Origin of the sequence: Pseudomonas sp. P129 (assembly GCF_020312195.1) — a bacterium.
Lineage (GTDB): Bacteria > Pseudomonadota > Gammaproteobacteria > Pseudomonadales > Pseudomonadaceae > Aquipseudomonas > Aquipseudomonas fragariae.
The window spans coordinates 994,667-1,012,945 of the sequence record NZ_JAGPYS010000002.1 but is presented as its reverse complement, the minus strand read 5'-3'; the positions used below and the strand labels follow the sequence as shown (position 1 = coordinate 1,012,945).

General features: G+C 61.9%; 18 protein-coding genes. 13 read left to right on the top strand and 5 right to left on the bottom strand.

Annotation, left to right across the window (positions count from 1 at the left end):
• Positions 1 to 631: 631 nt before the first annotated feature.
• From KBY02_RS09695 to KBY02_RS09675, 5 genes are all read left to right on the top strand, one after another.
• Complete coding sequence (locus KBY02_RS09695) at positions 632 to 1,549, top strand: AAA family ATPase (protein WP_011267404.1); 918 nt, start codon at positions 632 to 634, stop codon at positions 1,547 to 1,549.
• A complete protein-coding gene (locus KBY02_RS09690) occupies positions 1,519 to 2,502 on the top strand; it encodes a DUF58 domain-containing protein (protein WP_104683965.1) in 984 nt (327 codons plus the stop codon). Before KBY02_RS09695 ends, KBY02_RS09690 begins: the two co-directional genes overlap by 31 nt.
• Positions 2,499 to 4,508: a DUF3488 and DUF4129 domain-containing transglutaminase family protein gene (locus KBY02_RS09685; protein ID WP_104683966.1), complete on the top strand. Its 2,010-nt coding sequence runs from the start codon at positions 2,499 to 2,501 to the stop codon at positions 4,506 to 4,508. Before KBY02_RS09690 ends, KBY02_RS09685 begins: the two co-directional genes overlap by 4 nt.
• A gap of 24 nt (positions 4,509 to 4,532) precedes the next feature.
• A complete protein-coding gene (locus tag KBY02_RS09680) occupies positions 4,533 to 5,294 on the top strand; it encodes a CHAD domain-containing protein (protein ID WP_011267407.1) in 762 nt (253 codons plus the stop codon).
• 119 nt (positions 5,295 to 5,413) lie between these two features.
• Positions 5,414 to 6,211 carry an acyl-CoA thioesterase gene (locus KBY02_RS09675; protein ID WP_024652795.1) on the top strand — a complete coding sequence of 266 codons (798 nt, stop codon included), beginning with the start codon at positions 5,414 to 5,416 and terminating at the stop codon, positions 6,209 to 6,211.
• A gap of 12 nt (positions 6,212 to 6,223) precedes the next feature.
• On the opposite strand, the gene KBY02_RS09670 is transcribed toward KBY02_RS09675, so the two are convergent.
• From KBY02_RS09670 to KBY02_RS09660, 3 genes are all read right to left on the bottom strand, one after another.
• On the bottom strand, positions 6,224 to 6,466 hold the full coding sequence (locus KBY02_RS09670) for a hypothetical protein (protein WP_011267409.1): 243 nt from the start codon (positions 6,464 to 6,466) through the stop codon (positions 6,224 to 6,226).
• 107 nt (positions 6,467 to 6,573) lie between these two features.
• Positions 6,574 to 8,049, bottom strand: a complete 1,476-nt coding sequence (locus KBY02_RS09665; protein WP_058823399.1) for a methyl-accepting chemotaxis protein — start codon at positions 8,047 to 8,049, stop codon at positions 6,574 to 6,576.
• A gap of 102 nt (positions 8,050 to 8,151) precedes the next feature.
• A complete protein-coding gene (locus KBY02_RS09660; RefSeq protein WP_011267411.1) occupies positions 8,152 to 8,973 on the bottom strand; it encodes a TatD family hydrolase in 822 nt (273 codons plus the stop codon).
• Between the two features lie 180 nt (positions 8,974 to 9,153).
• On the opposite strand from KBY02_RS09660, the gene KBY02_RS09655 reads away from it, so the two are divergent.
• The 5 genes from KBY02_RS09655 (at position 9,154) to greB (ending at position 12,630) form a co-directional block, all read left to right on the top strand.
• Positions 9,154 to 10,575 (top strand): transglycosylase SLT domain-containing protein, encoded by a 1,422-nt coding sequence (locus KBY02_RS09655; RefSeq protein ID WP_058823398.1) that lies wholly within the window; start codon positions 9,154 to 9,156, stop codon positions 10,573 to 10,575.
• Between the two features lie 112 nt (positions 10,576 to 10,687).
• Positions 10,688 to 11,122, top strand: coding sequence for a DoxX family protein (locus KBY02_RS09650; protein WP_003406787.1), 435 nt, complete (start codon positions 10,688 to 10,690; stop codon positions 11,120 to 11,122).
• A 244-nt stretch (positions 11,123 to 11,366) separates the two neighbouring features.
• Positions 11,367 to 11,675 carry a hypothetical protein gene (locus KBY02_RS09645; RefSeq protein WP_003406785.1) on the top strand — a complete coding sequence of 103 codons (309 nt, stop codon included), beginning with the start codon at positions 11,367 to 11,369 and terminating at the stop codon, positions 11,673 to 11,675.
• Positions 11,676 to 11,779: 104 nt separating this feature from the next.
• Positions 11,780 to 12,109: a hypothetical protein gene (locus KBY02_RS09640; RefSeq protein ID WP_003316621.1), complete on the top strand. Its 330-nt coding sequence runs from the start codon at positions 11,780 to 11,782 to the stop codon at positions 12,107 to 12,109.
• Positions 12,110 to 12,156: 47 nt separating this feature from the next.
• The gene (gene greB, locus KBY02_RS09635; protein ID WP_003316622.1) at positions 12,157 to 12,630 is read left to right on the top strand and encodes a transcription elongation factor GreB; all 474 of its coding nucleotides are present in this window, start codon (positions 12,157 to 12,159) and stop codon (positions 12,628 to 12,630) included.
• Between the two features lie 92 nt (positions 12,631 to 12,722).
• On the opposite strand, the gene KBY02_RS09630 is transcribed toward greB, so the two are convergent.
• Both KBY02_RS09630 and KBY02_RS09625 read right to left on the bottom strand, forming a co-directional pair.
• Entirely contained in the window at positions 12,723 to 15,239 is a 2,517-nt protein-coding gene (locus KBY02_RS09630) for an ABC transporter permease (protein ID WP_225650226.1), read from the bottom strand.
• Positions 15,239 to 15,922, bottom strand: a complete 684-nt coding sequence (locus KBY02_RS09625) for an ABC transporter ATP-binding protein (RefSeq protein ID WP_032653974.1) — start codon at positions 15,920 to 15,922, stop codon at positions 15,239 to 15,241. Before KBY02_RS09625 ends, KBY02_RS09630 begins: the two co-directional genes overlap by 1 nt.
• Before the next feature lie 10 nt (positions 15,923 to 15,932).
• Here KBY02_RS09625 and KBY02_RS09620 point away from each other — a divergent pair, with 10 nt between their 5' ends.
• The 3 genes from KBY02_RS09620 (at position 15,933) to KBY02_RS09610 (ending at position 17,953) form a co-directional block, all read left to right on the top strand.
• Entirely contained in the window at positions 15,933 to 16,538 is a 606-nt protein-coding gene (locus tag KBY02_RS09620) for an arylesterase (RefSeq protein WP_024640708.1), read from the top strand.
• Positions 16,539 to 16,594: 56 nt separating this feature from the next.
• Entirely contained in the window at positions 16,595 to 16,876 is a 282-nt protein-coding gene (locus KBY02_RS09615) for a hypothetical protein (RefSeq protein ID WP_003315714.1), read from the top strand.
• 111 nt (positions 16,877 to 16,987) lie between these two features.
• A complete protein-coding gene (locus KBY02_RS09610) occupies positions 16,988 to 17,953 on the top strand; it encodes a L,D-transpeptidase family protein (RefSeq protein WP_003423665.1) in 966 nt (321 codons plus the stop codon).
• Positions 17,954 to 18,279: the final 326 nt, after the last annotated feature.

Here is an 18,279-nt window from a genome sequence, read left to right as displayed (position 1 = left end):
CTGTGGAATACAGAATGCAGGCCGCCAAGGCAGCGTAGGTGGATAATTGTCCAACCTTCGGGGGTCACACCACTCCAGCGTGGGAATGCAGTTCGTGACGCTCTGCGTCACACGGCGGTTCTGCGATATCAGTGATGTTTGTTTCTGGCTCAAGTCACCTTTTCGCCCCTCGGCGACCTACTTTGATGGGGCCAAAGTAGGCAAACCCCCTCGCTCCTGTTTCCGGCCCGACTTCGTCGGGTTCCTTCGCCCTGTCACTGATCCGGGGGTCGCCGCAACGGACCATCCATGGTCCGGTGCGGCTAGCCTGGCGTCCTGCCAGGCTACCCCCGGATCAGCGCCAGGCCTCAGCCGTCACTTACGTCGCACTCTGCGTCGTCAGTACCATCGTGGTTGAAAAGAACTTTTGCGGCAGTGGCTGCGGGTAAGGCATGAGATTGTTTTGGCTATCGTGCCGACGCTCCGCGTCGGCATGCCGTTCGTGACGCTCTGCGTCACAAATCTTTCAGTCTGGCGAGACGGTAGGCCTAACCAACTCTGGCGAAACGGCCTACGCTCACTTTAAAGTGTTCGGACATTAGCATCGCTTGCAGTCCCACAGTCATGAAGCAGTTGCCGGAAGGGGCTTTCGATGGGTAGAAAACTCGATGCGTGCCTGAGCGCGATCAATGAGGTGGTGCTGGGCAAGGAGGCGCAGGTACGCCTGGCGATGACGTGTCTGGTCGGCGGCGGGCATTTGTTGATCGAGGACTTGCCGGGGATGGGCAAGACTACCCTCAGTCATGCGCTGGCGAAAATTCTTGGTCTGAGTTATCAGCGCATTCAGTTCACCTCTGACTTGCTGCCAGGTGACATCCTGGGGACCTCGGTATTTGATCGGGACAGTGGGCAGTTCACCTTTCATCCGGGCCCGATTTTCGCTGAGCTGGTGCTCGCCGACGAGATCAACCGCGCCACGCCCAAGAGCCAGAGCGCGTTGCTGGAAGCGATGGAAGAAGGGCAGGTGTCGATCGAAGGCGCGACGCGTCTGTTGCCCGATCCATTCTTTGTGATCGCGACCCAGAACCCGTTCAGCTCCGGCGGCACTTTTGCCTTGCCCGAGTCGCAACTGGACAGGTTCATGATGCGCATTTCCATGGGCTACCCGGCCAGAGCCGCAGAGAAAGCCCTGCTGCTGGGCGAGTCGCGCCGCGAGCTGTTGCCGCGTCTGCAACCGATTCTGGATCACGCCCTGCTTGGCCAGCTCCAGGCGCAGGCGCGGCAGGTGCGTGCCAGTGACGCGCTGGTTGATTATGTCCTGCGACTGGTCGAGGCGACGCGCAGTCAGCCGCAGTTCGCCTACGGACTTTCACCCAGGGCGAGCCTGGCGGTTCTGGCCGCTGCACGGGCCTGGGCGATGTTGCTGGGGCGTGAGTATGTGATTCCCGAGGACGTGCAGGCGGTGCTGCCGTCGGTGATCGGCCACCGCTTGCGTGAACGCAGCGATCCGACCGGGCATGGCGGCGGTGCGCTGGTGCAATGGCTGTTGCGCGAGGTGCCCGTGCTTTGATCGAACCGCTCAAACCGCTCTGGCAACGCTGGCTGTCGAGGCGAATTCCTCCAGCGTCACGCATTGCCCTCGACCACCGGCGCATTTTCATCATGCCGACACGCACCGGCATGATTTACGCGTTAGTGCTGGTGCTCATGCTGCTGGTGGCGATCAATTACCAGAACAGCCTGGCCTACGGGTTGACCTTTCTGTTGCTGTCGATAGGCGTGCTGGCCATCCTGCACACCTACCGCAACGTCAGCGGTCTGGTTCTGAGTGCAGGCGTGGCGCGTTCGGTATTTGTCGGCGAGCCGGTGCAATTGCGCCTGCGCCTGGAAAGTGCCGGGCAGGCTCACCACGCATTGGGCTTGGGCTGGAGCGCGACAGCGTTGCAGTCAGGCGATGTGCTACCCCGAGGGCTGACCGACCTGGAGCTGACCCTGCCCGCCGAAAAGCGCGGTTGGCTGCGTGCGCCAAGGCTGAGGATCGAGAGTGTGTTTCCGCTGGGCATTTTTCGCGCCTGGAGCTGGCTCGATCTGGAGCAGAGCGCCTTGATCTATCCTCGACCCTTGTCCGGGACCCTGCCGCTGCTCAAGGGCGTGCAGCCGCATGCCGAGGACGATGGCCATGCCACCCAGGGGGCCGGTGTCGATGATTATCAGGGCCTGCGCAGCTATCAGCCGGGCGACAATCGCAGTCGCCTGCACTGGAAGGCGTATTCACGCGGGCAGGGGCTGTTGATCAAGGACTTCACCGACCTCAGTGGCCATGACCTGTGCCTGGACTTCATGGCACTGGGCGGGGATATCGAGGAGCGCCTGTCGCGCCTGTGTTATTGGGTGCTGGAGCTGTCGCAGCGGCACCAGCCGTTTGCCCTGCGGTTACCGGGCTTTCTGTCAGCGGTGGACAGCGGTGATGCACACCGCGAAGTCTGCCTGCGCGCCCTTGCGCTGTACGGCCATCGCTCATGAACGACAAGGTCAAGGCAGTTCCCGCCGCGCCCATTCCGCGTGTCAGCCTGACCTGGCTGCTGGTGGCGCAGGCACTGGTGGTGCTGCCGTTCGCGCTGCATGTCCCGGTGTCGATCATGATCCTCTGGCTGGGCTGCACGGTGTGGCGCGTTCAAGCGTTCCGCATGCGCGTGCGCTTGCCTGGCACCTGGGTCAAGTCCGGGCTGCTGGTGGGCACCGCCGGTGGCGTTTATCTGGCGCGCGGCAGCCTGGTCGGGCTGGATGCCGGGGCTGCGTTACTGGTGGCTGCATTCGTTCTGAAAATGCTGGAAATGAACAATCGCCGTGACGCGCGGGTGCTGATTTTCCTTGGCTTCTTCTGCGTGGCGGTCGGCTATCTGTTCGAAGATAACCTGCTATGGGCGCTCTTCAGCCTGCTGCCGGTCAGCGCGCTGCTGGCTGCGTTGATCGGCCTGCAACACACTGACCTGGCCGGCAGGTCGGCCGACACGCTCAAGCTGGCGTTCAAGCTGATGGCGCAGGCGCTGCCGTTGATGCTCCTGCTGTTTCTGTTCTTTCCGCGTCTGGACCCGCTCTGGTCGCTGCCGCAGCCGAGCAACAAAGGCGTCACCGGCCTGTCGGACAACATGGCACCCGGCGACATGGCCGAGCTGAGCAAATCGCCCGCGCTGGTGTTCCGCGCCAGTTTCGAAGGGCCGATCCCGGCGCGCAATCAGCTGTACTGGCGCGGTCTGACCCTTGAGCAGTTCGATGGGCGTCGCTGGTCGCAGTCGGCCCGCGCCCAGACCGTACAGATTGCGCAGTGGGAGAAACGCGGTGAGCCGCTGGCCTACAGCGTTGTCATGGAAGCCAGCGGCCGGCCCTGGCTGCCAAGCCTCGACGTGGCAGAAACCACGTTGCCGGACGTGCGGCAGATGAGCGACTTCCGCCTGCAGCGCAGACGCCCCGTCGAACAGTCGCTGCTCTACGCCGTCAACTCATGGCCACAGAGCGTCCGTGATCCGCTGTCCAGCGAGCAGATCCAGCGTCAGGACCTGCAGTTGCCTGCCAAGGGCAATGATCAGGCGCGGCAATGGGCCGATGAACTGCGCCGCCGCTACACCACACCGGACGCCATGGTCGCGGCGCTGCTCGGTTACTTCAGCGATCAGCCGTTTCACTACACCCTCAAGCCGGTGCCATTGGGCAATGACAGCATCGATGAATTCCTGTTTGCCAGTCGTCAGGGGTTTTGCGCCCACTATGCCGGTGCCATGACCTTTGTCCTGCGCGCGGCGGGCATCCCGGCGCGGGTGGTGGCCGGGTATCAGGGCGGCGAACTGAACCCCGACGGGCAGTACCTGACTGTTCGCCAGTTCGACGCGCATGCCTGGGTGGAATACTGGCAGCCGGGCGTGGGCTGGCGCAGCGTCGACCCGACTGCAGCCGTGGCGCCGCAACGTATCGAGCAAGGTCTGGAGCAGGCGCTGGCGGCGGACGAAGCGTTTCTGCAGGACTCGCCCTATTCAGCGTTGCGCTACCGCAACGTGCCTTGGGTCAACGCCCTGCGCCTCAGTTGGGATAACCTCAATTACGGCTGGCAGCGCTGGGTGCTGGGCTATCAGGGACAACAGCAGTTACAAATTCTCGGTCGCTGGTTTTCAGGGTTCCAGGCGCCGGTTTTTGTCTTGGGAAGCCTGTTTTCACTGGGCCTGGTGGCGTTATGGCTGTTCAAACCCTGGCAACGCGAAAGCGACTCGCAACTGCGCGTGTTCAACGCATTTGAACGCTTGCTCGCCCGCCATGGTCTGCGTCGTATGCCGGGTGAAGGCGCTGACGCATTCTGCCGCAGGGCGGTGCTCTATTTTCCGCAGCATGCCGAGGCCATTGAAGGTTTCGTCCGCGAATTTCAAGCGCAGCGCTATGCTGGGCGGCTGGCTTCGGCAAGCCGCTTGAGGCAGGCGCTGAGCACGCTGCGCCGTGGTTTGCCATGGAGGCTGTCAGCCGTCAGGGACAGGCATTCATGAATCAGTTTGTCGAAGGGGAATTGCATGTCTTCAATGGTGGATCATCTGGTCGCCGAAGTGCTGGCGCTGGATGTCAAATTGCTCGCGTGTCAGGCACGTCTCGCCGTTTCGACTGACAGCGAAGCGCTGCACGATTTACGTACCACGGTGCGCCGTCTGCGCAGCGTACTGCGGCCCCTGCGGGAAAACCCGAGTGCGGCAGAGCTGGAAGAGGCGGCCAGGGCGGTCGGCCAACTGACCACGCCGTTGCGTGACATGCAGGTGCTCGCCGGGTTTCTTGAAGAGCAGGGTTTGAACGAGGCTGCATTCACACGCAACCGTTACCTGGAAAGCGCCTGCCCAAAGGTCGCCAGCTCGCCCGAGTTGACCCGCCTGCTCAAGCTGATTGACCGGTTCCCGGAAATGCTGCGCCTGCAACAGCGCCAGGGCATGTTGCGTGGCTTGCGCAAGACCATCGAAAAGCGCATGGACAAGCAATGGCACAAGTTGCGTGTGGCCATCGCCGAGCCCGGTCATGACCGTCATGACCTGCGCCTGCTGATCAAGCGCGTACGTTACGCTGCCGAAGCCTATCCGCAACTCAGCCACCAGCCGAAAAACATGCAGGCGCGGCTCAAGTCCGCACAAGGCGAACTGGGCGACTGGCACGATCATCTGCAATGGCTGGCGCAGGCGGCAGAGCAACCGGATCTGGCTCCCTGCGTGCCGGGCTGGCAGATCGGCATAGTAGGCGCCGAGCGCAAGGCCGAAGCATCGCTCAAACGCTTGGCCAAAGCCTGTTTCTGATCCTGTGATTTGTCGAGAGGCAGGTCATTCAGGCCGCAAAAATGGCTATTATGCGGCCTGTCGTTAACTAAGAGGATGGTTATCATCCATCCACTTGTGTGTTGACGTGTGGAGTGAGCATGACCTTTTCTGAACTGATCGATGCGCTGCGTCGCGATCCGCGCTCTGTCACGATCCCTGCCGAATGGTCTCAAGGGCGTGCCTGCTTCGGCGGGCTGATGGCTGCGCTGACCTACGAAGCGATGCGTGCAGAGGTGCCGGAAGGGCGGCCGGTTCGTTCGTTGGCGATCACCTTTGTCGGGCCGGCCGCGCCCGGTGTGCCGATTGCTTTCGAGGTCGACACCCTGCGCCATGGCAAGGCAGTCAGTCAGGTGCTGGGACGCGCCATGCAGAACGGTCAGGTCATGACCCTGATACAAGGCAGCTTCGGTGCCCCTCGGGAATCGATGATCACCGTTGCCGCAGAGGCCGCGCCGGTCCTTAAACCGGTTGATCAATGCCCGGAGCTGCCGTTCGCCAGCGGCGTGATGCCTGATTACCTGCGCTTCATGGACATCCGCTGGGCGTTGGGCGGCATGCCGTTCAGTAATACCCGATCACCGGCGATTGGCGGCTACGTGCGCTTTCGCGATACGCCGCACGCCACGCCCATGAGCGAAGCGCACATTCTGGCGCTGGTGGACACCTGGCCGCCTGCGGTACTGCCGCACCTGGACAAACCTGCCCCCGGCAGCTCACTGACCTGGACCATTGAGTTCGTCCAGCCCCAGCCGTCGCTCGATACCCTGCAGTGGTGCAGCTACCGCGCAGTCATCGAGCATGCCCGCGATGGCTATGGCCATACCGCCGCGGCATTGTGGAGCCCCGACGGCGAGCTGATCGCAATCAGCCGCCAGACGGTTACCGTATTTGGCTGACCGGCAACCGGATCAAGGTTTGCGAGCGGCCCGGGCGGCGTCCTGGCGCTGAAACCCCAGCGCCGCCACCAGGCCGATCACGCCGATGGCAACCGATGAAAGGCTTTCGGAAAACAGGCCGTTGAGGATCAGCAGGGCCGCCAGAATGAACAGCGGCACGGCGATCAGGTACAGAGCCAGACTGGCCGAGTGCTCCTGACTGTCGTTGCTGTCACGCCATTGATTCAACTGCAGATCGGAAAGTGGCTTGTTCATGATGCGGTCCTCTTCAGGTAACGCGTAAAGCGTCGTTCAATGCCTGAAGGATAGGCCCGCGCGCCGATCGCTGACGAGTCAAGCCTGTCTATCGCGGCGATAGCCTGTTACAGCTTGAGCTGGCCAATGGCGGCATTCAGTTCGCCTGCCAGCGTGGCCAGTTCGTCACTGGTACTGGCCGAGTCAACCGTCTGAATCACCGTGCGTTCGGTGACATCGCGGATACTCACCACCGCACGATTCATCTCCTCGGCGACCTGACTTTGCTGCTGGGCGGCGACGGCGATCTGCGTGTTGCTTTCGCGCATCTGTGCCACGGCACCGGCAATTGCCGCCAGCGCATCACCGGCTTCCCGGGCCTGCTGCACGCATTCGTCAGCCTTGGACGAGCTTTCCTGCATGAAGTCCACGGCATCGCGAGTGCCGCTTTGCAGGGTCGAGACCATCGTGGTGATTTCATCGGTGGAGGTCTGCACCCGTTTCGCCAGATTACGTACCTCGTCGGCGACCACGGCAAAACCCCGACCCATTTCCCCGGCGCGTGCGGCTTCGATGGCTGCGTTGAGGGCGAGCAGGTTGGTCTGTTCGGCAATGCTGTGGATCACGTTGACCACACCGTTGATCTTCTGGCTGTCTTCGGCCATGCGCTGGATCATTTCCGCCGTCTGCTGCACGCCGCTGGAAAGCCCGGCGATGGACACCTGCACTCGGTCGACCACCACCTTGCCACTGCCCGCCAGTGCGTCGGCGGTCTGCGACTGATCACGGGTGGCCGTGGCGTGCTGGGCAATGTGATGGACCGTGGCAGTCATCTCGTTGATGGCCGTGGCCACTTGGTCGGTTTCGCTTTGCTGGCCGAGCATGCCCTGGCGCACCTCCTTCATGCCTGCCGCCAGATGCGCGGCGCCCTGATCGAGGCGCCCGGCAGTTTGCGAAACGGTGTTGACCACCCGCTGGTAACCGGCCTGCATGGCATTGAAGGCCTTGGCCATTTGTCCGACCTCATCGTCACTGCGGTTGGGAACACGGGCCGCCAGGTCGCCGCTTTTTTCGACGTGCAGCATCACATCCTTGAGCGCGTTGAGCTGGCTGAGCAGAAAGCGGATCAGCAGCTGCGAGGCACAGAGCATCAACAGCATCAGCACGAAAACCGCGACCGCGTAATGCGTGAAGCGATCCAGCAGGATGTGCATGAAGGTCGGGGTGAATGCCAGTAGCGCAATCCGTTGCTCGGCGCCGCGAGTGATGATCTGCGCACCGCTCAGCCATCGATCGCCGACGGGTTTGTCCAGCGCCACCCAGTTGCGGGCGTCAGCCAGTTCCGGCAGCGCCAGGCCATCGACAACCGGTGTCTGACCCTGGCGGTAAGTCAGTATTGTATCGCTGGAGGGCAGTGCTGCGTCGACGGGCCAGGCGGCCAGCAGGCGCGCCTGCGCTTGTGCTGCCTGACGCGACACATCGGTCCGCGCTTGTTGCTCTGTCTGCATGGCGTACAGCACCAGCAACAGGGTGGTGACGAAAGCGACCGCGTTGACGGCCCAGAACTTGTATTTCAGTGACAGGTTGCCAAGCCATGAGGCCATGAGGGGTCTTCTTCGGTAATCGGTTGAAGTAGCAGCAAGATGCCATCACTGTGCCTCAACCACCGAAGAGCCCTTTGATACGGGTCAACAAAGCCGCAGATTTTAATCCTCTGTGGATTTTTTCAGCGTCGGCAAAGCAAAAAACTGCCGTGCGCAATCCGTGCTGTGGCGTGCGAGGTCTTCCTGCGTTTCGCCCCGATGCAAGGCTACTTCGCGCAAGACTTCCGGCAGGTAAGCCGGCTCGTTGCGACCGTTTTTCGGCTTGGGGCGCAGGCTGCGTGGCAGCAGGTAGGGCGCATCGCTTTCCAGCATCAGCCGGCCGCGAGGGATATTGCCCACCAGCGCGTGCAGGTGGGTGCCGCGTCGTTCGTCGCAGATCCAGCCGGTGATGCCGATATGCAGGTCAAGGTCCAGGTAACTGAACAGCGCGGCGCGCTCGCCGGTGAAACAGTGCACAACCGCCGCGGGCAGGCGGTCGCGGTAATCGCGCAAAATTTCCAGCAGCCGCTGGTTGGCATCGCGTTCGTGGAGGAACACCGGTAATTGCAGTTCCACGGCCATGGCCAGGTGCGCCTCCAGGACCTTTTCCTGTTTGGGGCGAGGCGAGAAATCGCGATTGTAATCCAGGCCGCATTCACCCACGGCGCGAACGCGATTTTCCTTGAGCAGGGCATGCAACTGTTTCTCGGTGTCACCGGTCCAATCGCTCGCCGAATGCGGGTGGATACCTGCCGTGCAGAACAGGCGTTGCGCGCTTTCATCCAGCTCGTGACACAGCTGCAGGGCGTGTTCGCTGCCCTCGACACTGGTGCCGGTCACCACCAGTTGTTCGACGCCTGCGGCATAGGCGCGGTCGAGTACCGCCTGTCGCTGCGAGGCGAAGCTTGCGTTGGTCAGATTGACGCCGATGTCGATGAGTTGCATGGTGCTACCTCCAGCTGAAGGCTGTCGAGCATACCAGAGCTCTGGCCACAACAAGAAAACGCTGGGTATTCAAGCGATTGAACCTCAAGGTTCAACGATTTCCTTCGCTGTTCGATGCTGCTGCGTGACCTCAAGATTTCCTTTTTCCTGTTTCTTTCCGGCATTGCCCTGGGGAAGTGAATGATCCGATCCGCGCTTGTGTCTTTGATCTGCCTGTTACCGCTGCTGCCCTTGCAGGTTTCTGCTCGGCAGACCGGTCCCGAGGTCGTGCAGCACACTGTGCAGGTGCGCGATTTGCCGGCGATTCGCAGCAGCAAGGTGCTGCGCGTGCTGGTCAATCAGAGCCGTAACAGCTCCGGCGACGTCAAGGGGCAGGAAATCGGCGTCGAATACCATCGTCTGCAAGCCTTCGAGCAGTACCTCAACAGCCATTCCCGTACCGGGCAGAAGGTCACGATCAAGGTCATCCCCAAGGCCAAGAACCAGCTGCTGACGGCCTTGCAGCGGGGAGAAGGCGACATGATCGCGCCCGGCGAGCTGCTCGATGTCAGCGATGCCAAGGGCATTCAGGCCAGCGCACCGATCGTGCACGACGTGCCTCTGGTGCTGGTCGGCGTTCGCGGTCAGCGCAGTGTGCGCCGTGTGGATCAATTGTCCGGAAAGACCCTGAGCCTGCCCACCGGCAGTGCCGCCGATGAAGCCCTGCATCAGGTCAATCGACAACTGGAGCTGCGCAAGCTGCCCCTGGCAAAAATCGAATGGGTCGACCCCAGTCTGGCCGTCGAGGATGTGCTGGAAATGGTCCAGGCCGGGATTTACCCGATGACCCTGGTCGAGCAGCCGATTGCCGAGCGTTGGGCGAGGATCATGCCCAAACTGCGCATCGAACGCGGCCTGACCTTGCAGACCCACGGGGATATCAGCTGGTTCGTTCGTGACAATGCCACCCAGCTGCGGGCCAGTGTCGACGATTTCCTTAAAGACTATAAGCCGTCGGCCCAGCAGGATCAGGTGTTCGCCAACGCGTACAAGAACACCTACAAGGTCAACAACCCGTTGGTGCGCAACAACCTGCAGCGTCTGGAACAACTGCGTCCGATGTTGCAACGCCATGCCGATGCACAGGGCATGGACTGGCTTGACCTGGCAGCCCTCGCGTTCAAGGAATCCAAGCTAGACCCGTCTGCCAAGGGCAGTGGCGGCGCGACAGGGCTGTTGCAGATCACGCCGTCGGCAGCAAAAAGCGTTGGCGTGCCGAGCATCCAGAGCGCTGACGACAACATCCGTGCCGGGTCGCGCTACATGGCGCTGATCCAGCGCAAGTATTTCTCCAGTAACCGGGTCAACGAACGCGAGCGCATGGCATTCGTGATGGCCGCCTATAACCTGGGGCCTGAGCGCGTGCAGGGCATGCGCGAGGAAGCGCGGCGTCGCGGGCTGAACCCGAACCAGTGGTTCTTCCAGACCGAGCGTGTGGCGATGGAACAGGGCGGTGCCAATGTCGTGGCGTTCGTGAACAGCGTCAACAAGTACTACCTGGCCTTCGACCGCGAGCGTGACTCGCTGGAAAAGAGCGGGCCCAAACCTGCGGTAAAACGCTAAAGATCGATTTATTCGATTTGTATGCGCCGTTATTTGCGGTTTTTACATGAGTGAATTTGATTATCATGGCGCCACTCGCTGTTAATCACCCATCACTCACGGAAAGTCTCGCATGAACACATTGATCAAGTCGGTCCTCACCACTCGCGCCGGTTACGGCCTGACTGTCCTGCGCGTCATCGTCGGTATCGCGTTCATCGCGCACGGCAGCCAGAAACTGTTCGGCGCCTTCGGTGGTTATGGCCTCGAAGGCACTGCGCAGTACATGGAAAGCCTGGGCCTGACGCCGGGTTACCTGATGGCGCTGATGTCGGGCAGCGCCGAATTCTTTGGCGGCCTGGGCCTGCTGCTGGGGCTGCTGGCTCGTCCCGCTGCGGTCGTGGTGATCCTGTTGTTGCTGGTGGCGATCTTCACCGTGCATATCCACAACGGCTTCTTCATGGCCAACAACGGCTACGAGTACGCGCTGGCACTGCTCGGCGGTGCCGTGGCAGTACTCATCGAAGGTGCAGGCAAGTTGTCGCTGGACCGTATCATCGGCCGATAACCGGCTACGCTTGCTGTGCAAGGCCCGCTCTTGTAGCGGGCCTTGTGCGTTTGCAGGCTCCTGCCATGAATGGCAATTGACAACGAATGGGACGTTTCTCTAGGATGCGTGCTCAAGCGCCGATTTAACAACTACTTGCGGGGCGCCTGGCAAGGCTGAAGTCTTGTCGAAATACCGCTAAAACGTTGGTTCGGTGTTGCCTCTCACCGCTGCCCAGCGGATCTTGCGAGGCAGAGAAACCACCATGAACAACCTGCGCCCCCTCATTCGTCTTTCCCCGATCAGCACGGTCTTGTCACGCAAGAATCCGAAAATCCTCCTCAGTGGCTCCCATCAGCCCACGCTGTTGCGCTATCTCGATGGCTGGCCACGTCGGCGTGGCGGTTCCTGTGCGTTTCTGATTCAGTTTGCCGAGACCCACCAGTCGCTGAGCCATTTTGCTGACGATCAATTCGACCTCGCCGTGGTGCAATCGCCGCAGGCAGACGATGTCGGGCAGGTGATTCGAGACCTGACCCGCATCGCCCGGCAGGGCCTGATCACGCTGGGTTGAATCGCCTGATTCAGCCAATTGGCAGAGAAGGCATATTGCTGGCCCCCGGCGCGTGAGCGGACAGGCAAAATCGCCGCCTTATCAAAGGATTAGGTGGTTTTCGCATGCGTTTGGTCTATTGTGCTCTGGCGTGCCTGACGCTTTCCGGGCTGGCTTTTTCCGTTCAGGCCAGAAACGCCACGGAAAACGAGCGTTACCTGTGTCGTTGGGGCTCGGCCATTGCTGGCGGTGCGCAGGCCTCCAAGCTGTCAGGCGTGACTCGCTATGGCGCGCGGCAGAAGCTGCAGGCGCGCAAGTTTGCCAAACAATGGATGCGGCCCATGGCATTGCGTATCACGGAGCAGACTTACGACAGCGAGTCGCGGCTCAAGCCTGATGCGGTGACCAAGGTCTATTACGACGGCTGCATCCAGCATGAGGTGGCGCGACGTTGAGTCTTTATTGCCTGTCGAACTGATTTTTTCAGGGCCGGAGAAACCTCTTGAGTACAAAGATCATCACCCGTGACGGGCATGAAGCCCTGAAGAAAGAACTCGACTACCTGTGGCGAGAGCACCGGCCTGACATTACGCAAAAAGTCGCCTGGGCGGCATCGCTCGGGGATCGCAGCGAAAACGCCGATTACCAGTACAACAAGAAGCTGCTGCGCGAGATCGACCGACGCGTGCGCTACCTGCGCAAGCGCCTCGAAGACATGCGTGTCGTGCAGTATTCGCCGGAGCAGGAAGGGCGGGTGTTCTTCGGTGCCTGGGTCGAGATCGAGAACGAAGCGGGCGATCTCAAGAAGTTTCGCATTGTCGGCTATGACGAAATCTATGGGCGCAACGACTACATCTCCATCGACTCGCCCATGGCTCGCGCCTTGCTGAAGAAGGAAGTCGGCGACGAGGTGCTGGTCAATACGCCTGAAGGCGAGAAACTCTGGTTCGTGAATTCGATTGATTACGAGAAGTGAGGCCGGACGCAGAGCGTCCGGAATTGCATTCTCACGCGGAGCGCTGATCGCTATACACAACTAGCTCGCTCCCACTGGATTTGTGAGTAGCCTCAACCCTCGCGCAGCACGGTCAGCGGGCTGACGTTCAGTGCGCGGCGGGTGCCGAATACACCGGCACCACCGACCAGCAGGGCGCCGATCACCGGGAGCAGCAGTAGCCACGGATGCGGTTGCCATTCCAGCGAAAAGGCGTAGCGGTACAGCACGAAGCTCACCAGCTCACAACCCAGTGCCGCCAGCACACCGCTCGCGGCCCCCAGCAAACCGAATTCGATACGTCGCGACTTGATCAGCAGCGCTCGCTCTGCGCCCAGTGCGCGCAGCAGTGCGCCTTGCCGTATGCGTTCGTCCAGCGTGGCCTGCAATCCGGAAAACAGCACGGCGATACCTGCGGCCAGCACGAACAGCAGGACGAACTGCACAGCCAGGGTGACCTGATCAAGAATGCTGCGTACCTGTGCCAGCAGGGCCTCTACCCCCAGAATGCTGATGGACGGGTAGGCGCGCGACAGCTCGACGATCTGCTTGTCCTGGCCGGGTGGCAGGTAAAAGCTGGTCAGGTAAGTGGTCGGCAAGTCGGCGAGGGTGCCGGGTTGGAAAATCATGAAGAAGTTGGGCTGGAAGGTATCCCAGTTCACGTTCCTGAGGCTGGTGACCACGGCTTCGCGGGTCAGTCCACCGACAATGAAGCTCAGGCGGTCGCCCAGTCTGATTTTCAGGCTGTCGGCCAGTTTGGCCTCGATCGAGACACCGGGCGTCGCGTCGCTCTGCGCGGACGCAGGCAACGCTTTCCACCAACTGCCCGCAGTCAGGGTATTGCCCTCGGGAAGCTCGGCGGCCCAGGTCAGGCTCAGGTCGCGACGCGTGGCATTTTCACCGCGCGAATCCTTGGTCACGAAGTTGCTGACCGGTTCACCGTTGATGCTGGTCAGGCGTCCAGGCACCACCGGGTAAAGGGGCGCCGCGTGAGTGGACAGCTTGCCCAGGGTCTGGGCGAAGTTTTCTTTATCGGCCGGCAGTACGTTGAGCACGAAGTAGTTCGGTGCATCCTTGGGCAATTGATTTTGCCAGGTGTCGAGCAGCTCACCGCGCAGCAGCGCGATCAAGCCCATCGACAACAGGATCAGGCCGAAAGCCAGTGATTGGCCGGCAGCGGCCAGCGGGTAACGCAGCAGTTGTCCCAAACCCAGCCGCCAGGGCAGCGAGGCGCCGGAGAGCAGGCGGCGCAGGCTGTTGAGCGCCAGCAGCAACAGACTGCCGAGCAGCAGCGCGGCGACGATACCACCACCCAGCAGGGCGAAGGTCAGGACCAGGTCCAGGCTCAGGCGCCACATGATCAGGCCCAGCGCGAGCAGCGCTGCGCCATACACGAGCCAGGAACTGGCGGGGATCGGCAGCATGTCGCGGCGCAGTACACGCAGCGGCGGCACGCGACCCAGTGCAGCCAGCGGCGGCAGGGCGAAACCGGCCAGCGCTACCAGCCCGGTGCCCATGCCTGCCAGCGCAGGCAGTACGCCCCCCGGCGGAACGGTCGCCGGGAGCAGATTTTGCAGCAGCGCGAACAGCCCGAGTTGTGCAAGCCAGCCCAGCAAGGCACCACTCAGGCTGGCCAGCAAGCCGATGATCGCCAGTTGCAGGCTGAACAGGGTCATCGTCTCCCCGCGCGACAGCCCCAGGCAGCGCAGCAGGGCGCTGGCATCGAAGCGCCGTGCGGCGAATCGGGATGCCGACAGTGCGACAGCAACGCCCGCCAGCAAGACGGCGACCAGACTGGCCATATTCAAATAACGTTCGGCCTTGCCCAGTGCGCCGCCAATCTGCTGGCTGCCATCGCGGGCGTCCTTGATTTCCTGATGCGGCTCAAGGCCCGGCTCGATGGCTTTGCGATAGGCCGCCAGTGCTTGCGGCGGGCCGCTCCACATCTCCCGATAGGTGACCCGGCTGCCCGGCTGCACCACGCCGGTGGCAGCGACGTCCTGCAGGTTGATCATCACGCGCGGGGTCAGGCTGTAGAAGTTGCCTGCCCGGTCTGGCTCGTAAGTCAGTATGCGGGTCAGTTTCAAGGTTTTGGAGCCGACGTCGAGGTCGTCTCCCACCTTCAGGTCGACCGCAGGAAGCAAGCGTGCCTCGACCCAGGCTTCACCCGGTTGCGGACCGCTGCCAGCCTGTTCCGGCTGGTACAGGTCCGCGGCGCTTTTCAGTTCGCCGCGCAATGGGTAAGCGTCGTCCACCGCCTTGATGCTCGACAGCTGGATACCTGCGTCGGTCGCGATCACGCTGGAAAACACCACGATCTGCGCATGCTTGAGTTGCAGGCGTTTGCCTGCTTCGACCTGCTCGGCACGCGCCGGGCTCGAGCCTTCGAGAATCAGATCGGCACCCAGGAACTCGGTCGCCCGCAGCAGCATCGCGCCGTTCAGACGGGCACCGAAATAACCGATGGCGGTGCTCGCCGCCACGGCGACCAGAAGGGCGAAGAACAGTACTCGCAACTCTCCTGCGCGGGCATCACGCATCAGTTGGCGGACAGCGAGGCTCAGCAGGCGGGCAAAAGGCAAACGTGCCATCAAGTCTCCAGCGGGGCGACCAGTCGGCCCCCTTCAAGGCGGATCAGGCGACGGCAGCGATGCGCCAGACGCTCATCGTGAGTGACCAGCACCAGCGTGGTGTTGCGCTCCTTGTTCAGTTCGAAGAGCAGGTCGCTGATGCGTTCGCCGGTGTGGCTGTCAAGGTTGCCGGTGGGTTCGTCGGCAAACAGCACGTCGGGGTCGGCAGCGAAGGCGCGGGCAATGGCGACCCGTTGCTGTTCGCCACCGGACAACTGACGCGGCGTGTGGGTCAGGCGCTGGCCAAGGCCCACCCGTTCCAGCAGGTCACGGGCTTTTTCGCGGGCGTCCTTGCGGCCTTCGAGCTCCATCGGCAGCATGACGTTTTCCAGCGCGTTGAGGCTGTCGAGTAACTGGAACGACTGAAACACGAACCCGACGTGCTCGGCACGCACTCTGGCGCGCTGGTCTTCATCCAGTTCGCTGAGGTTGCGGCCCGAAAGGATGACTGAACCGGCGCTGGGCAGGTCCAGCCCGGCCAGCAAGCCGAGCAGGGTGGATTTGCCCGAACCGGAGGCACCGACGATGGCCAGCGTGTCGCCCTTGTTTAGTTCCAGGGAGAGTTCGTGCAGGATGGTCAGGTCACCTTCGGTGCTGGGGACTACTTTGCTGAGGCTTTGGGCACTGAGAATACTTTCACTCATGGAGAATCCGATGCGTGCGTTGTTTTTAAGTGCTGGCCTGGGGTTACTGCTGCTGTCACAGGGCGCGTTGGCGGGCACGGTGTTGATCGTTGGAGATAGTATCAGTGCGGCTTTCGGGCTGGATACCCGCGTGGGGTGGGTCAGTTTGCTGGAACAGCGTCTGAGCAAGGAGGGATTCGACGACAAGGTGGTCAATGCGTCGATCAGTGGCGACACCAGTGCAGGCGGCCAGGCGCGTTTGCCTGCGCTGCTTGCAGAGCATAAGCCGGAGCTGGTTATTCTGGAATTGGGCGGCAACGACGGCCTGCGCGGCCAGCAGCCTGCTCAATTGCAACAAAACCTTTCATCGATGATCGACCGCTCGCAGGCGGCAGGTGCCAAAGTGCTGTTGCTGGGCATGCGCATCCCGCCCAACTACGGGCCACGCTATACCAAGGCCTTTGAAGAGGTTTACAGCAACCTGGCCGAGGAAAAAAAGGTCCCCTTCGTGCCATTCTTTCTGGAAGGTGTAGGCGGGGTGCCCGAGCTGATGCAGGCCGATGGTCTGCATCCGGCGGCGGCCGCTCAGGGCAAGTTGCTGGAAAATGTCTGGCCGAGCCTGAAACCGCTGCTTTGAGGCTTTCCCGGGCGGGGGCTTTCGGCTAATGTGGCGCCCCCGATCTGGAGCCCCCCATGCCGCGTCCCGCCTGGTCCCTGTATGCCTATCAAATGCTTGAACCCGATGAGCAGCTGGATCTGTTCGCCTGTCAGGAAGTGCGCGTCCATCTGATCGCTCGCCAATTGGAGCTGGGCGGCTCGATCGACCGTACATTGTGCGGCACTTTATTGCCGGCCCAGCCGCAAATGCGCGCCGTCGAACTGCAGGCCATGCGTGATGAGCGTCTGTGCCCCTTGTGCAAGGCCATCATGGACGCGCAGCGCAGGGGGATGAATCCGATCTGGCCTGAACTCTAGCTGTCATGACTGCCGGAAGGTCGGCCGCAGATATCCCCGATCCGGCAAGGGCCGGTGTACACTTCAGTTCTTGTTTCCATCTCTTTAGTCGTTACCCGAAGGATCTCCCGGATGTTGTCGCGCATTCCAGCCGTTACCCGCTGTCTGTCGCTTGCTGCTCTGTGCGCGGCGAGCTCTGTCCATGCACTGGAGTTTCCGTTGCCGCCGCCCGGCGAAGACATCGTGGGGCAGGTGCAGGTCATCAAGGCCAAATACGAAGACACCTTCGCCGATCTGGGCACCCAATACGATCTGGGCTATCTGGAAATGATCGCTGCCAACCCTGGCGTCGATCCCTGGTTGCCGGGGGCGGGCAAGGACATCGTGCTGCCGACCCGCTTCATTCTGCCGCCGGGTCCGCGCGAAGGGATCGTCATCAACCTTGCCGAATACCGCATGTATTACTACCCCAAGGGGCAGAATGTCGTGCACACCTATCCACTGGGTGTCGGTCGTGAAGGCTGGGGGTCGCCGATCGGCGTGACCAAGGTGACGGCCAAGACGCCGAACCCGACCTGGACACCGCCGGCCTCGATCAAGGCCGAGCATGCGGCCGATGGCGATCCGCTGCCTGACGTGGTGCCGGCCGGTCCGGACAACCCGCTGGGGCCGTTCAAATTCGGCCTGGGGCTTTCCGGATACCTGATCCACGGCTCGAACAAGAAGTTCGGCATTGGCATGCGCACCAGCCACGGCTGTTTCCGCATGTACAACAATAACGTGCTGGAACTGGCCGACATGGCTCCGGTCGGTACGACCGTGCGCATCATCAGCGAGCCTTACAAGTTCGGCATCAGTGGCGGCAAGGTTTACCTCGAAGCGCACACGCCGGTTGATGACCTGGGCAACCCGTCGGTGGTCGACAAGCACACGGCGGTGATCAACGCGCTGCTCAAGCGTGACGACCTGGCCAACAATCTGCGCATGAACTGGGACGTGGTACGTGATGTGGTCGCGGCCGAAGACGGCATGCCGGTGGAGATCGCAGAACCGGGCAAAGCGCCTGCGAATGCCGAAGAGCCGGTGATTTTTCAGTAAATCGTCGCCAGCAATTGCTATCGTGCCAACGCGGAGCGTTGGCATGCGGTTCGTGACGCTCCGCGTCACAAGTCTTCAGCTCAACACACCGTCATGCCGCGCCCGCAGGAGGCCGCCATACGCGCTTTTCGATCACGATGGCACAGACGACGCAGAGTGCGACGTAAGTGACGGCTGAGTCCTGGCGCTGATCCGGGGGTAGCCTGGCAGGACGCCAGGCTAGCCGCACCGGACCATGGATGGTCCGTTGCGGCGACCCCCGGATCAGTGACAGGGCGAAGGAACCCGACGAAGTCGGGCCGGAAACGGAGCCAGGGGCTTTGGTC

What these genes read in the sequence shown, in the direction of transcription:
- KBY02_RS09610 (WP_003423665.1), top strand. Translation starts at nt 16,988, where the DNA reads ATGTTGTCGCGCATTCCAGCCGTTACCCGCTGTCTGTCGCTTGCTGCT.
- KBY02_RS09650 (WP_003406787.1), top strand. Translation starts at nt 10,688, where the DNA reads ATGAACACATTGATCAAGTCGGTCCTCACCACTCGCGCCGGTTACGGC.
- KBY02_RS09640 (WP_003316621.1), top strand. Translation starts at nt 11,780, where the DNA reads ATGCGTTTGGTCTATTGTGCTCTGGCGTGCCTGACGCTTTCCGGGCTG.
- KBY02_RS09625 (WP_032653974.1), bottom strand. Translation starts at nt 15,922, where the DNA reads ATGAGTGAAAGTATTCTCAGTGCCCAAAGCCTCAGCAAAGTAGTCCCC.
- KBY02_RS09675 (WP_024652795.1), top strand. Translation starts at nt 5,414, where the DNA reads ATGACCTTTTCTGAACTGATCGATGCGCTGCGTCGCGATCCGCGCTCT.
- KBY02_RS09680 (WP_011267407.1), top strand. Translation starts at nt 4,533, where the DNA reads ATGTCTTCAATGGTGGATCATCTGGTCGCCGAAGTGCTGGCGCTGGAT.
- KBY02_RS09615 (WP_003315714.1), top strand. Translation starts at nt 16,595, where the DNA reads ATGCCGCGTCCCGCCTGGTCCCTGTATGCCTATCAAATGCTTGAACCC.
- KBY02_RS09645 (WP_003406785.1), top strand. Translation starts at nt 11,367, where the DNA reads ATGAACAACCTGCGCCCCCTCATTCGTCTTTCCCCGATCAGCACGGTC.
- KBY02_RS09670 (WP_011267409.1), bottom strand. Translation starts at nt 6,466, where the DNA reads ATGAACAAGCCACTTTCCGATCTGCAGTTGAATCAATGGCGTGACAGC.
- KBY02_RS09630 (WP_225650226.1), bottom strand. Translation starts at nt 15,239, where the DNA reads ATGGCACGTTTGCCTTTTGCCCGCCTGCTGAGCCTCGCTGTCCGCCAA.
- KBY02_RS09620 (WP_024640708.1), top strand. Translation starts at nt 15,933, where the DNA reads ATGCGTGCGTTGTTTTTAAGTGCTGGCCTGGGGTTACTGCTGCTGTCA.
- KBY02_RS09685 (WP_104683966.1), top strand. Translation starts at nt 2,499, where the DNA reads ATGAACGACAAGGTCAAGGCAGTTCCCGCCGCGCCCATTCCGCGTGTC.
- KBY02_RS09665 (WP_058823399.1), bottom strand. Translation starts at nt 8,049, where the DNA reads ATGGCCTCATGGCTTGGCAACCTGTCACTGAAATACAAGTTCTGGGCC.
- KBY02_RS09660 (WP_011267411.1), bottom strand. Translation starts at nt 8,973, where the DNA reads ATGCAACTCATCGACATCGGCGTCAATCTGACCAACGCAAGCTTCGCC.
- KBY02_RS09655 (WP_058823398.1), top strand. Translation starts at nt 9,154, where the DNA reads ATGATCCGATCCGCGCTTGTGTCTTTGATCTGCCTGTTACCGCTGCTG.
- KBY02_RS09695 (WP_011267404.1), top strand. Translation starts at nt 632, where the DNA reads ATGGGTAGAAAACTCGATGCGTGCCTGAGCGCGATCAATGAGGTGGTG.
- KBY02_RS09690 (WP_104683965.1), top strand. Translation starts at nt 1,519, where the DNA reads ATGGCTGTTGCGCGAGGTGCCCGTGCTTTGATCGAACCGCTCAAACCG.